Consider the following 13,053-nt stretch of genomic DNA (forward strand, 5'->3'; position numbering starts at 1 on the left):
GATCGGTTGCACGCTATATAGGCATGAACGCTGATCATGGAACGTCCCATCTATCTCGACTACGGCGCGACGACGCCGCTCGACCCCGCGGTCGATGCGGCGATGCGTCCGTGGGGGGTGGATCGCTTCGGCAATCCGCACTCGCCGCACCGGTGGGGGTTCGAGGCGAACGCCGCGGTCGCGGTGGCGCGAGGCCATGTGGCAGGGCTGCTCGGGGCGCCGCCGGAGACGCTGACCTTCACCGGCGGCGCGACGGAATCGGTCAATTGGGCGCTGAAGGGCGTGCTGACCGCGCCGGGCCAGACCCGCCGCCGCATCGTCACGCTGGCGACCGAGCATAGCTGCGTGCTGGCGACGGCGGCCTATCTCGAGAGTGTCGGGGCGGAGGTCACGGTGCTGCCGGTGCAGGCAGACGGGCTGGTCGACCTCGCGGACGTCGCGGCAGCGATGGGGGACGACGTCGCGCTGGTTTCGGCGATGCTGGTCAACAACGAGATCGGGGTGATCCAACCGGTGCGCGCCATCGCCGACCTCGCGCATGCCGCCGGAGCACTGATGCACTGCGACGCGGCGCAGGGCTTTGGCAAGCTGCCTTGCGCGGTCGACGAGCTTGCCGTCGACCTGCTGAGCCTGACCGCGCACAAGATCTATGGGCCCAAGGGCATCGGCGCGCTGTACCGGCGGGCGGGGATCGCGCTGACGCCGCTGCTCCACGGCGGCGGACAGGAGGACGGGCGCTCGGGGACATTGGCCCCGGCATTGTGCGTCGGAATAGGCGAGGCCGCGCGGATTGCGCGCGCGGAGATGGCAGCGGACGAGGCCCGCGCGACAGCGTTGCGCGACCGGCTGCTCGACGGGCTCGACCCCGGTTTCCGGATCAATGGCAACATGACGCAGCGCTGGCCGGGCAACCTCAACCTCAGCTTCGACGGGGTCGACGGGGCGCGGCTGCTGCCGGCGCTACGCGGGATCGCGGTATCGAGCGGGTCGGCCTGCGCCAGCGCGGGGGGACGGGCGAGCCATGTGCTGGCAGCGCTCGGGCTGGATGCGGCGGCGGCCCGGTCGAGCCTGCGGATCGGCTGTGGACGCTTTACCACAGAGGCCGAGATCGATGCCGCGATCGCTGAACTCAATATCGTCGTAGCGCGGCTGCGGCGTCCGGCGGCCGCGTGACTAAAGTCCGTTTCTTGTCATCGGATGGCAGCAAGTCCGTCGAGGCCACGGGGGCCGCCGGCACGCGCCTGCTCGATCTGGCGCAGGCCAACGATCAACCGCTGGAGGGCACCTGCGAGGGCGCGATGGCGTGCTCGACCTGCCACGTCGTCGTCGCCCCCGCTGACTTCGCCAACCTGCCGCGCGCCAGCGAAGAGGAGGAGGACATGCTCGATTTCGCGTTCGGGGTGACGCGGACGTCGCGCCTGGCGTGCCAGATCTGGCTGAGCGACAGCCTCGACAGCCTCGAGGTCCGCATGCCCGGCGGGTCGGTGGACATGTCGCACTGATGGCGGACGCGCGGACGTTGATCGCCAGCCTCGGCCTGCAGCCCCACCCAGAGGGCGGCTGGTACCGCGAGACGTGGCGCGCACCGACGGCCGCAGGCGAACGCGCGGCGGCGACGACGATCCTGTTCCTGCTCGAGGCTGGGCAGCGCTCGCACTGGCATAAGGTCGATGCGACCGAGATCTGGCTGTTCCACGCCGGGTCGCCGCTGCGGCTCGACAGGGCGGCGAGTGACGCGGGGCCGGTGCGGTCGGCGTGGCACGGGGTCGATATTGCGGCGGGTGAGCAACCGCAACTGCGGATCGAGCCGGGCGAATGGCAGGCGGCCGAGGCGAGCGCGGGCTGGACGTTGGTGTCGTGCCTGGTGTCGCCGGGGTTCAGCTTCGACGGGTTCGAGCTGGCGCCGCCGGGGTGGGCGCCGGGCTAGCGGCGTCCGGCTGCCTGCACGGCCAGCCCGAGCAGCGCTTGTGTTGCGAGTACCTCGCCAGCGCTGCCGGACCGCTTGATCGCCCGCTCCACCCCCAGCAACCGGGCGAGTGCCGACCGCACCATTGGGGTCCGCCAGCGCGCCAACTCGGCCATCAGCGCAGGCTTGTCCTTCCAGAACACCGGTGGGCGAGCGCCTTCGACCGCACTCTGCGGGCTGGCCCCGCCATCGACCGCGGCGCGGAGGTCGAGCAGCGTCCAGAAGCGCCGGGACACCGCGCGGACGATCTGGATCGCGGCAACGTTCTGCGCCGCCAGCCGGTTGAGCTGGAGGTCGGCCGCCGCCGCGTCGCCACCCGCGACCCCGGCGACGAGCGCGCCGAGTTCGGCATCGCCGACGTCGGCTCCGATCGCGGCAAGGTCGGTTAATTCGAAGGTCAGCGGTTTGTCGGGCGTCGCGTCGAGGTAAAGCGCCAGCTTCTCGAGTTCGCGGCGCAGTACCGCGCGGTCGCCGCCACAGGCATCGAACAGGGCTCGCGCCGCGCCCCGCCCCGGCAGCGCACCGAAGTCGCGCCCGGCCTCCTCGACTAGTCCGGCAACGTCACCGGGCCGCGCCTCGGGGATTCCGTAGGCGAGGCCGTGCGGGTCGGCCTCGACGCGAGCGAGCAGCTTCGAGGTTTTCTTGAGTGCACCGGCGACGACGATCACGGGGTTGCCGCCGCCGGGGCCGTCGAGGACGGCGGTAACCGCCGGCAGCGTGTCCTCCTCCGCGCCGTCGACGCGGACCAGCGTGCGGTCGCCGAACATCGACACTGCGGCGGCAGCGGCGGCGAGCGCGTTGGGGTCCTTGGCGAGGACCGATGCGGCGAAGCTCTCGACCGCCAGCGGATTGCCGGCATCCTGGAACTGGCGCGCCATGCGGTCGGCCAGTTCGCGTGTCGCCGAGTCGTCGTAGCCGTGGAGGAGGACGAGACGGACCGCCGGGTCGAGGCGGGTGGTCGCAGCCCCGATGCGCGACCGGTCGGCCTTCACGGCGTCGGAGGGCCGGCAGCGGTTGCGGCCGGATAAAGCTGCCCGACCCGCGCGACCTCGGCGATGTGAGCGGTGATCTGCCGCGCCACCTCGACCGTCAGCCGGTCGAGCGCGCTCGTCTCCGCAGCGACGACGGCATAGTCCGAACTGACACGGTCGATGCCGGCGTCGGAGCCCGCAGTCGCGTCGAGCAACACCGCACCGGTGGCGATGCTGACGACACGGTAGCGCGCGCGGAGCGTCCGCCGCTCACGCGCGATCGAGTTGTCGCCGCGGATACCGAAGCCGATGATCTGGTCATCGAGCTCGACCTCGAGCCTCAGGTGCGGGGTGTCGCTGGTCGTGCCGAGCCGCTCGATCAACGCATTGCGGACGAGGAAGCCCGAGCGGTCGGGGATCGTCGCGACGGTGATGTCGGACAATGCGGTGCCGACAGTACCTCGGCTGCCGCCCGAATAGACCGGCTGGAGACCGCAGCCGGCTAGCAGCAGCAGGGCGAGGACGGGTGCGAACGGCTTCATGCGACGAGGTTTACCAGACGGTCGGGCACGACGATAATCTTGCGTGGCGGCTTGCCGTCGAGCGCGCGCCGGATCTTGTCGAGATCGAGCACAATCGCCTCGACGTCGCCGCGCGGCAGGCCCTTGGCGATCGACACCGTGTCCTTCAACTTGCCGTTGATCTGGACCGCAATGACCACCGAATCGTCCTCAAGCAGGGCCGGGTCGGCGACCGGCCATGCGGCGTCCGCGATCAGCCCCTCGGCCCTGGTTGCGGCCCAGGCCTCCTCGGTAAGATGCGGCATCATAGGCGACAGCAACAGGATGAAGGTCCGGATCGCATCAGTGCGCGCGGCGCTCGGGGCGGCCTTTTCCAGCGTATTGGCAAACTCGTAGAGGCGCGCGACGGCCTTGTTGAACTGAAGCTTGTCGAGGTCGGCACTGAGCGCGGCGACGGTGCGGTGGGCGAAGCGGGTCAGGCCGTCGTTCTCGCCCGCTGTCTCGGCACGCGAACCGGCCAGTCGCCATACCCGCTGGACGAAGCGCCAAGCGCCCTCGATGCCGGCCTCGGACCACGCCAAGTCGCGCTCGGGGGGCGAGTCGGAGAGCATGAACCAGCGCACGGCATCGGCACCGTAGCGGTCGATCATCGCATCGGGATCGACGGTGTTCTTCTTCGACTTCGACATCTTCTCGACGCGGCCGACAGTCACCGGCTCGCCGGTCGCGGTGACGATGCCGCCCGCGACTTCCGAGGGTTCGAGCCAGCGGTCGCCGGCGCGGTAGGTCTCGTGGGTGACCATGCCTTGCGTGAACAGCCCGGCAAACGGCTCAGTGACGCCGATTTGCCCGATGCGGTGCAGGGCGCGGGTCCAGAAGCGGGCATACAGCAGGTGCAGGATCGCGTGCTCGACGCCGCCGATATACTGCGCCACCGGCAGCCACTGGTCGGCGACGGCGCGGTTGAACGCCTTGCCGGTCGGCGCACTGGCGAAGCGGATGAAATACCACGACGAATTGACGAAGGTGTCGAGCGTGTCGGTTTCGCGGAGCGACGGCTGGTCGCAGACCGGGCACTGGACATGCTTCCAGGTCGGGTGGCGCTCCAGCGGGTTGCCGGGCATTTCGAAGGTCACGTCCTCGGGCAGCACCACCGGCAGGTCGGCGCGCGGCACCGGCACGGCGCCGCAGGTCGGGCAGTGGATGACCGGGATCGGCGTACCCCAGTAGCGCTGGCGCGACACGCCCCAGTCGCGCAGGCGCCAAACGGTGGTCCCGGTGCCCCAGCCCTCGGCCTCGGCGCGGGCGATGACGGTACGCTTGCCCTCGTCGACGGTCATGCCGTTCAGGAAGTGTGAGTGCACCAATACGCCCGGTCCGGTGTAGGCTTCGTCGCCGATCGAATCCTCGGCCTTGCCTTCGGGAGTGACCACGCGGGGGACCGGGAGCGCGTATTTGCGGGCGAAGTCGAGGTCGCGCTGGTCGTGCGCCGGGCAGCCGAAGATCGCCCCGGTGCCGTAGTCCATCAGCACGAAGTTGGCGACGAACACCGGCAGGCGCAGCGTCGGGTCGAGCGGGTGGATAACCGACAGCCCGGTGTCGTAGCCGCGCTTCTCCTGTCCCTCGATGTCGGCGGTCGCGGTGCCGGCAGCGCGGCACTCGGCGATGAAGCCGCCCAGCGCGGGGTTCCGCGAGGCGCACGCGGCGGCCAACGGGTGATCGGCAGCGACCGCGGCAAAGCTCGCCCCGAACAGGGTGTCGGGGCGGGTGGTGAACACGTCGAAGCTGGCGGGCGGGGCGCAGTCGATGTCGTGCAGCGCCGCGCCGCTCTCGGCCGAGAGGTCGCCGTCGGCGTGAGGCTGCTCGGCCAGCTGGAAGGTGAAGCGGAGGCCTTGCGACTTGCCGATCCAGTTCTCCTGCATCAGCCGGACCTTGTCGGGCCAGGCGTCGAGGGTGCCGAGGCCGTCCAGCAGTTCGTCGGCGAAATCGGTGATCTTCAGGAACCACTGGCTCAGCTGGCGGCGCTCGACGGTCGCGCCGGAACGCCAGCCCTTGCCGTCGACGACCTGCTCGTTGGCCAGCACGGTCATGTCGACCGGGTCCCAGTTGACCGCGCTCAGCTTGCGCGTGACCAGCCCGGCCTCGAGCAGGTCGAGGAATAGCGCCTGCTCGTGGCCGTAGTAATCGGGCTCGCAGGTCGCCAGCTCGCGGCTCCAGTCGAGCGCGAAGCCGAGACGCTGCAGCTGGCCGCGCATGGCGGCGATGTTCTGCCGGGTCCACGCGCCGGGGTGGACGCCGCGTTCCATCGCGGCGTTCTCGGCGGGCATGCCGAAGGCGTCCCAGCCCATCGGGTGGAGGACCTCCATGCCCTGCATCCGGCGGACGCGCGCGATGACGTCGCCCATCGTGTAGTTGCGGACGTGACCCATGTGGATGCGCCCCGATGGATAGGGGAACATCTCCAGGATGAAGGTCTTGGGCTTGGGCGAAGCGTCGTCGGCGTGGAAGGTGCCGGCCTTCGACCACGCCGCCTGCCAGCGGGCTTCCGCCGCCCTGAAGTCGAACCGCGGCGTCATCTAGGCGCCGGTCAGCCCGGATTCATCTGGCCGCGACGCAGGTCGCGGGCGCGGCTGAGGATGGTCTCCTCGAGCTTCTGGACGGTGCCGGCGCGAACCGGCGCCTCGACCCAGCCGCTCGCGGCAAGTTGCTGGCGCGATGCCGAGACCTTGATCGCATCGGAACGCAGCTCGGTATCGAGGATGGTCACCGACACCTTGACGCGCTCGTTCGGCACCTGCGGGTTGGCATACCAATCGGTAACGATGACGCCGCCGTTGGAATCGACCGTCGCCAGCGGCATGAAGCTCAGGGTCTCCAGTGTCGCCTGCCACAGGTAGGAGTTGACGCCGATCGTCGACATCCGCGCCGGGGCGAGCTGGCCTGCCGTGCTGACCTTCTTGTTCTTGTGGTGGCAGCCTGCCAGCGCGAGGCCCGCGGCCGCTACCAATATCGTCGCCCGCAACCCGCGCATCGCCCACTCCCGAAAATCTGTGTGGCGGCTTATAGGGGGCACGTGCCCAAGGCGCAAAGCCTCGCTGAGAGGGGCTGCACGAGCGGCGTGGAACCTGATCTTGCGGTCGTATCCGCGAGCGACTGTGTGCCGCACACCACAATTGGCAAGAAACCGACGCCGGATCGAGGACTTTTGTAACGCGCGGCCGTTATGTGTTGGGCGGGCGCGATTCGCCTGATAGGTGGGCAGAACCTATGAACAGGGGTGTATTCAGGACCGCCGGATTGACCGGCATAGCAGCGATCTTCGCCGCGACGGTTCCGTGCGCCGTTTTGGCGGCAAAGGTCCCGGCTCGCCAGTCCTCCCGCGCTGCGACGATGCCGTTGCGCGCCACGATGAACGCCGACAGCGACCGGCTGCGGGCTGCGGGATTGACGCCCTTCTCGCCGCCGCTGATCGACAGCGCCCGCTTTACGTTCACCGCGCCCGGCCGCGGCGCTTCGACCGCGCGCCTCGACACCGTCGACCGCGCCTTCCGTTTCACGCCTTCGGGCCAGAGCGCCCGACGTGCCGTAACGCTCGGCGTCACCTCGCGCGTCGTCGCCGCCTCGACCGATGCGTCGCGGGTCGTGCCGGTCGAAAGCTTCGCCGTCGCGCCTGCCGCCTACAATGTCGGCATGTCGGTCGCGTGGCACGGCTTTGCGGTCAGTGGCGGATATTCGCGCATCGATTCGCCGGTCACCGCGCTCGGACCGAACCGCCGCGAGGCCGTCGATGCCGGCCTCAGCTATCATGGCCGCAACTGGAAGACGGCGTTCCAGGTCGCTGCCGAGACCGGCTCGCCGTTGCTGCTGTCGCCGCTCGAGCGCCGGTATTCGGTCGATCTTGGCGGTGCCTACTCGTTGCGGCCCGGCGTGTCGCTGTCTGGCGGCGTGCGCTACAAGCTGGCGCCGGTCTCGCCGAGCCTCGTCGATACCGACAGCGCCGACAAGTCTGTCTATCTGGGCACCGCCGTCAGCTTCTAGGCGGCGCGTCTACGCCCACGCGTCGATGCCACCCCAGGCCGACGCTCCGAGTGCACGCAGGCGGCGAAAGCGCGTCGCCGTCATCCCGCCGAGCGCCGCAACCGGGACGCCCGCGCCCCGCACCAGCAGACCGAAGCGTACGACCCCGAGGCTTCGCGCGCCGGGGTGGCTCTGGCTGGCGAACACCGGGGACACGAAAACCAGTGCCGCGCCGCGCCGTCGTGCCGCGACCAGCTCAGCGCGGCCATGCGCCTTGGCGATGCGCGGGTCCTGCTCGTCGACCAGCAACAGCCCTCGCCGCCGCGCGGCCCGCGCCAGCCGCTGCGCCAGCGCCGCGCGCTCGGCCTTCGGCAATTCGTGATGACGCAGCACGATCCCCGACCCCCGCGGCAGTCGCTCGACGGCAGTGAACAGCCCGGCATCGGTCCGCGGATCGGTGAACAGCCAGGCGACGGGAGGCTGGCGGCGGCGCATCGCGTCAGCCTATAGCACCCACGATGGATCACCACAGCACCACCGCCAAGCCCGCCGCTGCCGGCCTCGTCGAGGTCCGCGAACGCATCACCCGCGCCGAGAAACTGTCGGGGCGCAAACCCGGCGCGGTGACGTTGATCGCGGTGTCGAAAACCCATGACGCCGACGCCATCGGACCGCTCCTCGTGGCCGGCCAGCGCGACTTCGGCGAGAACCGCGTCCAGGAGGCCGAGGCGAAATGGCCTGCCCTCGTCGCGCTTTATCCTGATGTCCGTCTCCACCTCGTGGGCCAGCTCCAGTCGAACAAGGCCGAGGCCGCCGTGGCGCTGTTCGACGCCGTCCACAGCGTCGACCGGCCGTCGCTCGTCGACGCGCTTGCCGCCGCGATGGCCAAGACCGGCAGGCGCCCCGACTGCTTTGTCCAGGTCAACATCGGCGACGAGCCCCAGAAGGGCGGTGTCGCTCTCGGCGCGCTTGTGGCGCTGCTCGACCGCGCCCGCACCGCCGGGCTGCCGGTCGTCGGGCTAATGGCGGTGCCCCCCGCCGAGATTGAGGCCGCGCCGTTTTTCGCGCTGCTGGCGAAACTGGCGCGCGAGCACGGGCTGCCCGGTCTCAGCATGGGCATGTCGTCGGACTTCGAGACGGCGGTCCAGCTCGGCGCCACCCACATCAGGGTGGGCAGCGCCCTATTCGGAGCGCGCGGTTAGCTGAACACCCCGACGACATCGCCGGTCGGGTCGACCGGGTCTGGGCCGAACCGGTTCGGCCCGACGGTGCCGCGGCTGCAGAACCATACCAGCAGCAGGATCGCGCCGACCAGCGGCACGAGGATGATCAGGAACCACCACGCCGACTTGTCGACATCGTGTAGCCGGCGAAAGCTGACCGCCAGCGAGGGCAGGAAGGCACCGAGCGCGACAAGAGCGTAGAAGATGCCGCCGACGCCGTAAGCACCGCCGGTTCCGAGTATCCGGTCGAGCATGACGGCGACCGTCAGCGCGATCAGATAGGAAAGGTAGTACCACCAGTATTCCGCCCGCCGCGCGCGACCGCCGAAGGTCACGTACTTTCGCAACGGCTCCATCATCCAGAACGTCGCCGGCTTATCCATGATCGCAGCCCCCTGCCGTGCGGCTAAATCGGCCGGCACGACGGTACGGTAGCGTAAAGTGTTAGCGAGGGGAATGCGGGCGTACGCTAGCTGAACACCGCGACGATATGGCGGGCCGGATCAAGCGGGTCAGGTCCATGATCGTTGTGTCCGACACTCCCGGCTTTGCAAAACCACCCGAGCATCGTGAAGAGGGTTGCAAAGACAATCAGCAGACTGAGCACTTTGGTCGAGTAAACGAACAGTTCGGACTCGGCCAAGATGCCGTAGCTCGTATCCGGTACGACCACGGCCGTCACGAACAACACGACCGCTGCAAGCGGCATCAGAAGCCACCGCGCGCTCCGGCCGATGTCATGCAATCGACGCGCGCCGACCGCCACCTCGGGAAGGACGAACGCCAGCGTTGCCAGCGCGCTCGGTACTGGTGACCCGGCAAGCTCGTCAATCTCGCCCATGACGGTGTTCACGATAGTGACCAGCAGCCAGAACCACCAGAACTCGCTGCGGCTCGACCGGCCAGAGAACGCGGCATAACGGCGGAGGGGCTCGATCGCCCATCGCAACGGTGTGCTGCGCATATCGCGCTCCCCCGGCTGGCACGCGGTCTAGTTGACCGGTCCGAGGCGACGGTAGCTCAGCGCCTCGGCGATGTGAGTGCGGCCGATCTGCTCGGCCCCCGCGAGGTCTGCCAGCGTCCGCGCTACCCGCAACACCCGGTGATAGCCACGTGCCGACAGGCGGATCGCCTGGGTGGCCTGGGTCAACAGCTTTGCCCCCGCTTCGTCGGGGGTCGCGACCGATTCGAGCAGCTTGCCGTCGGCTTCGGCATTCGACCGGACCCGCGTGCCGGCGTAGCGCGCCGTCTGGATCGCGCGGGCCACCGCGACGCGCGCGCCGACCTGCGCGCTGGTTTCGGCGGGCGGCGGCAGGCTGAGGTCGGCGGCGCTGACCGCGGCCACGTCGACGTGCAAATCGATCCGGTCGAGAAGGGGTCCGGACACCCGCGCCTGGTAGTCGACCGCACATTTCGGCGCGCGCGAGCAGGCCAGCGCGGCGTCGCCGAGATAGCCGCAGCGGCACGGGTTCATCGCGGCGATCAGTTGGACCCGCGCCGGGTAGGTGACATGCGCGGCGGCGCGGGCGACGCTGACCACGCCGGTCTCCAGTGGCTGGCGCAGCGAATCGAGCACGCCGCGCGGAAACTCCGGCAGCTCGTCGAGGAACAGCACGCCGAGATGCGCGAGGCTGACCTCGCCCGGCCGGGCCCGCGCGCCGCCACCGACCAATGCCGGCATCGAGGCGCTGTGGTGAGGGCTTCGGAACGGCCGGCTCCGCAGCAGCCGCCCGCCCTCCAGCTCCCCCGCCATCGACGCGACCATCGACACCTCGAGCGCCTCCGCGGGCGTCATCGGCGGCAGAATGCCCGGCAGCGCGGCCGCCAGCAGCGACTTCCCGGAGCCGGGCGGACCGCTCATCAACAGATTGTGGCCCCCGGCAGCGGCGATCTCGAGCGCGCGCTTGGCGGTTTCCTGGCCCTTGATCTCCTGCAAATCGGGGCCGCGGAACACCGCCTCCGCCATCGTCCTGACCGGCGTCGCGAGCAGCTGCGTGCCCTTCAAATGATTGACCAGAGCCAGCAGGTCGGGCGCGGCAAGGACCTCGATATCGCCCGCCCACGCCGCCTCGCCGCCTTGGCTGCCCGGGCAAATCAGCCCGAGCTGGCGCTCCGAGGCATGCAGCGCCGCGAGCAACACCCCCGGCACCGGTGCCAGCCGCCCGTCGAGGCCAAGCTCGCCGACCGCGATATAGCCGCTCAACATCTCCGCATCGACCATGCCCATCGCCGCCAGCAGCCCGAGCGCGATCGGCAGGTCGTAGTGCGAGCTTTCGACGGATGGTGGGCTGAAGCTATCGTTGAGGGGTTGCCGCACCGACCCGGCCTCCGCACCCGTAGTAGCAGCAGCATTTCCCGACCGTACATTGAGGTGGTTATACCGGTAGTCCATAGGAGGGGCCCACGGCCGACACCACGCGCTTTCACGGGCGCTGGTGGTGGCGGCCGTGGGAGGTCCCTGTGGACCCACCGGGATAACCACCGGGAGGGGGACGCTCGCAACATCCATCATCACCGCTCACTGCTTTGGCGGGCGACAGGTTGACGGTGATCCGGCGCGGCGGCAACGACAGGCCGATGGCGTCGAGCGTCGCCTGCACGCGCTCGCGGCTTTCCTTGACCGCCTTGTCGGGCAGCCCGACGATATTGAAGTTCGGCGTCGACCCCGCGATCTGCACCTGCACGTCGACGGTGCGCGCCTCCAGCCCCAGAAACGCTACCGTACCGACGTGCGCGACCATATTTCCCCCGGTGCGAGCGCCTGTCCCCAGGCGCCGTGCGGCGCTCATCCCCAAGCGCTGCGGGGCGGACCTTAGCGGTCGTTTCGGGTCTGACAAGGAAGCCGGTTGCGAGAGTCGGCACCGCCGCCGCAATTGCGACAAACGCCGCACTTATTCGCGCGGCGTGGCAAGCCCGACATTCCTTCAAATCGTGATCCGCGGGAAGCCGATGCGGCTCGTCCAGCTCGCGGCCGGGCTGGTCATGATGCTCGTCGGGCCGATCGTCGGCAGCACGGTGCCGGTACCGTTTCCAGTCGGGCTGGTGCTGTTCGGGTCGGGCCTCGCGCTAGTGCTGCGCAACTCGTTGTGGGCGCGCTGGCGCTATGTGCGCTGGAAGCGGCGTCATCCGCGTGCCGGCAAGATCACCGAGTTTGGCCTCCAGCGCCACCGCCGTTTCGGGGATTATTTCCGCCGCGACGCCCCGGTCAGGCGCGACCGATCGTAACACGCCCGAAGCGTGTGCTTGCGCCGCCGGACGCTGCCTCCTAAGACCTGAGTCGCAATCAAATTGCGGGGCAGCGGTGCGCGGGGGAGTGGTCTTGGGGGCGGTCGTGGCGCTTGCCGCGTGCAGCAAGTCCGCGCCGACGCCGCCGGCTAGGGTCGAGGTCGTTACCATCGCGCTTGCAACCGTCGTACCCGCCAGCGGCAGCGGCACCCTCGGCATCACCGGCACCGTCCGCTTGAAGCGCGAAACCCAGCTTGGGTTCAGCACGGCGGGGCGGGTCGCGGCGATCAACGTCCTCGAAGGCGACCGCGTCGGTGCCGGGCGATTGCTGGCGCGCCTCGACCCGACCGGGCTCGACGCAGCCAACCAGTCGGCGCGCGCCGATGCCGTTCGGGCGGACGCCGACTACCAGCGCATGCGGGCCCTGCTCGGCAAGGGCTGGGTAACGCGGACGCGGCTGGAGAGCGCCGAGGCCGTCGCCGCGGCGGCCCGCGCCAAGCTCGTCCAGACCGGCTTCGACGAACGTCTGGGGCGCATCGTCGCGCCGGCCGCGGGCGTCGTCCTGCGCCGTGCCGTAGAGCCCGGGCAGATCGTCGCCGCGGGCGCGCCCGTGCTGACGGTCGGCGAGATCGGCAGCGGTTATGTCCTGCGGCTGCCGGTAAGCGACAGCGACCTCGTGGGCATCCGCACCGGCCAGCGCGCCGCGGTCATCCTGCCGGCGCTGTCACCGAATCCCATAACCGCGACGGTCGGCGAGATCGGCGCCCGCGGCGACGACCGCACCGGCACGTTCCAGGTCGAGCTACGCCTGCCCGCCGTCCCCGGCATGCGCTCCGGGCTGATTGGCAGCGCCCGGCTGGTCACCGGCGCTGCGACGCCGGGCGGGCCGGTCGCGGTCCCCGCCAGCGCGGTGTTCGCGGCGCGCGCCGACGAGGGCTTCGTCTACGTCTACCGCCCCGCCACCGGCACCGTCGCGGCGCGACTGGTCAAGCTCGGCAGCCTCGACGATGCCGGGGTCACCGTCACCTCCGGGCTCCAGCCCGGCGAGCAGGTCGCACGGTCGGGTATCGACCGCCTCCGCGACGGCATCAAGGTCGCGGTCGCGCGGTGAAAATTCCGCGGGCTTGCCA

At 69.9% G+C, this 13,053-nt stretch carries 15 protein-coding genes and 1 pseudogene; 7 read left to right on the forward strand and 9 right to left on the reverse strand.

Annotated elements, in window-relative coordinates:
• Positions 1-36: 36 nt before the first annotated feature.
• From KX816_01585 to KX816_01595, 3 genes are read left to right on the forward strand one after another with little or no spacing between them, the layout of a single operon-like run.
• Positions 37-1,173 (forward strand): cysteine desulfurase, encoded by a 1,137-nt coding sequence (locus KX816_01585; protein QXQ06788.1) that lies wholly within the window; start codon positions 37-39, stop codon positions 1,171-1,173.
• The gene (locus KX816_01590; GenBank protein ID QXQ06789.1) at positions 1,170-1,502 is read left to right on the forward strand and encodes a 2Fe-2S iron-sulfur cluster binding domain-containing protein; all 333 of its coding nucleotides are present in this window, start codon (positions 1,170-1,172) and stop codon (positions 1,500-1,502) included. Before KX816_01585 ends, KX816_01590 begins: the two co-directional genes overlap by 4 nt.
• Positions 1,502-1,927, forward strand: a complete 426-nt coding sequence (locus KX816_01595) for a cupin domain-containing protein (GenBank protein ID QXQ06790.1) — start codon at positions 1,502-1,504, stop codon at positions 1,925-1,927. The genes KX816_01590 and KX816_01595 overlap by 1 nt, the downstream gene beginning before the upstream one ends.
• Here KX816_01595 and KX816_01600 read toward each other — a convergent pair.
• Genes KX816_01600 through KX816_01615 form a run of 4 tightly spaced genes read right to left on the reverse strand, consistent with a single transcriptional unit; the run spans position 1,924 to position 6,489 of the window.
• Positions 1,924-2,958: a DNA polymerase III subunit delta gene (locus tag KX816_01600; protein QXQ06791.1), complete on the reverse strand. Its 1,035-nt coding sequence runs from the start codon at positions 2,956-2,958 to the stop codon at positions 1,924-1,926. The two genes, KX816_01595 and KX816_01600, sit on opposite strands and share 4 nt — an antisense overlap.
• Complete coding sequence (locus KX816_01605; GenBank protein ID QXQ06792.1) at positions 2,955-3,479, reverse strand: hypothetical protein; 525 nt, start codon at positions 3,477-3,479, stop codon at positions 2,955-2,957. Before KX816_01605 ends, KX816_01600 begins: the two co-directional genes overlap by 4 nt.
• Positions 3,476-6,034: a leucine--tRNA ligase gene (leuS, locus tag KX816_01610; protein QXQ06793.1), complete on the reverse strand. Its 2,559-nt coding sequence runs from the start codon at positions 6,032-6,034 to the stop codon at positions 3,476-3,478. The genes KX816_01605 and leuS overlap by 4 nt, the downstream gene beginning before the upstream one ends.
• A gap of 11 nt (positions 6,035-6,045) precedes the next feature.
• Complete coding sequence (locus KX816_01615) at positions 6,046-6,489, reverse strand: DUF3576 domain-containing protein (GenBank protein QXQ06794.1); 444 nt, start codon at positions 6,487-6,489, stop codon at positions 6,046-6,048.
• A 266-nt stretch (positions 6,490-6,755) separates the two neighbouring features.
• Between KX816_01615 and KX816_01620 the strand changes: the two genes are divergently transcribed.
• Positions 6,756-7,496, forward strand: a complete 741-nt coding sequence (locus KX816_01620; GenBank protein QXQ06795.1) for a hypothetical protein — start codon at positions 6,756-6,758, stop codon at positions 7,494-7,496.
• Positions 7,497-7,505: 9 nt separating this feature from the next.
• Here KX816_01620 and KX816_01625 read toward each other — a convergent pair whose 3' ends face one another.
• Positions 7,506-7,970 carry a thiamine phosphate synthase gene (locus KX816_01625; GenBank protein ID QXQ06796.1) on the reverse strand — a complete coding sequence of 155 codons (465 nt, stop codon included), beginning with the start codon at positions 7,968-7,970 and terminating at the stop codon, positions 7,506-7,508.
• A 23-nt stretch (positions 7,971-7,993) separates the two neighbouring features.
• On the opposite strand from KX816_01625, the gene KX816_01630 reads away from it, so the two are divergent.
• Complete coding sequence (locus KX816_01630; protein ID QXQ06797.1) at positions 7,994-8,677, forward strand: YggS family pyridoxal phosphate-dependent enzyme; 684 nt, start codon at positions 7,994-7,996, stop codon at positions 8,675-8,677.
• Here KX816_01630 and KX816_01635 read toward each other — a convergent pair.
• The 4 genes and pseudogenes from KX816_01635 to KX816_01650 all read right to left on the reverse strand — a co-directional run bounded on the left by KX816_01635 (position 8,674) and on the right by KX816_01650 (position 11,439).
• The gene (locus tag KX816_01635) at positions 8,674-9,081 is read right to left on the reverse strand and encodes a DUF805 domain-containing protein (GenBank protein QXQ06798.1); all 408 of its coding nucleotides are present in this window, start codon (positions 9,079-9,081) and stop codon (positions 8,674-8,676) included. The genes KX816_01630 and KX816_01635 overlap by 4 nt on opposite strands.
• Positions 9,082-9,167: 86 nt before the next feature.
• Entirely contained in the window at positions 9,168-9,662 is a 495-nt protein-coding gene (locus tag KX816_01640) for a DUF805 domain-containing protein (GenBank protein QXQ06799.1), read from the reverse strand.
• A gap of 27 nt (positions 9,663-9,689) precedes the next feature.
• Positions 9,690-11,090 (reverse strand): YifB family Mg chelatase-like AAA ATPase, encoded by a 1,401-nt coding sequence (locus KX816_01645; GenBank protein ID QXQ06800.1) that lies wholly within the window; start codon positions 11,088-11,090, stop codon positions 9,690-9,692.
• 136 nt (positions 11,091-11,226) lie between these two features.
• A pseudogene (locus tag KX816_01650) lies at positions 11,227-11,439 on the reverse strand (ATP-binding protein).
• Positions 11,440-11,629: 190 nt separating this feature from the next.
• Here KX816_01650 and KX816_01655 point away from each other — a divergent pair.
• The gene (locus KX816_01655; GenBank protein ID QXQ06801.1) at positions 11,630-11,923 is read left to right on the forward strand and encodes a hypothetical protein; all 294 of its coding nucleotides are present in this window, start codon (positions 11,630-11,632) and stop codon (positions 11,921-11,923) included.
• A 94-nt stretch (positions 11,924-12,017) separates the two neighbouring features.
• Positions 12,018-13,034: an efflux RND transporter periplasmic adaptor subunit gene (locus KX816_01660; GenBank protein ID QXQ06802.1), complete on the forward strand. Its 1,017-nt coding sequence runs from the start codon at positions 12,018-12,020 to the stop codon at positions 13,032-13,034.
• Positions 13,035-13,053: the final 19 nt, after the last annotated feature.

The organism is Sphingosinicellaceae bacterium, from assembly GCA_019285715.1.
Classification (GTDB): domain Bacteria; phylum Pseudomonadota; class Alphaproteobacteria; order Sphingomonadales; family Sphingomonadaceae; genus Glacieibacterium.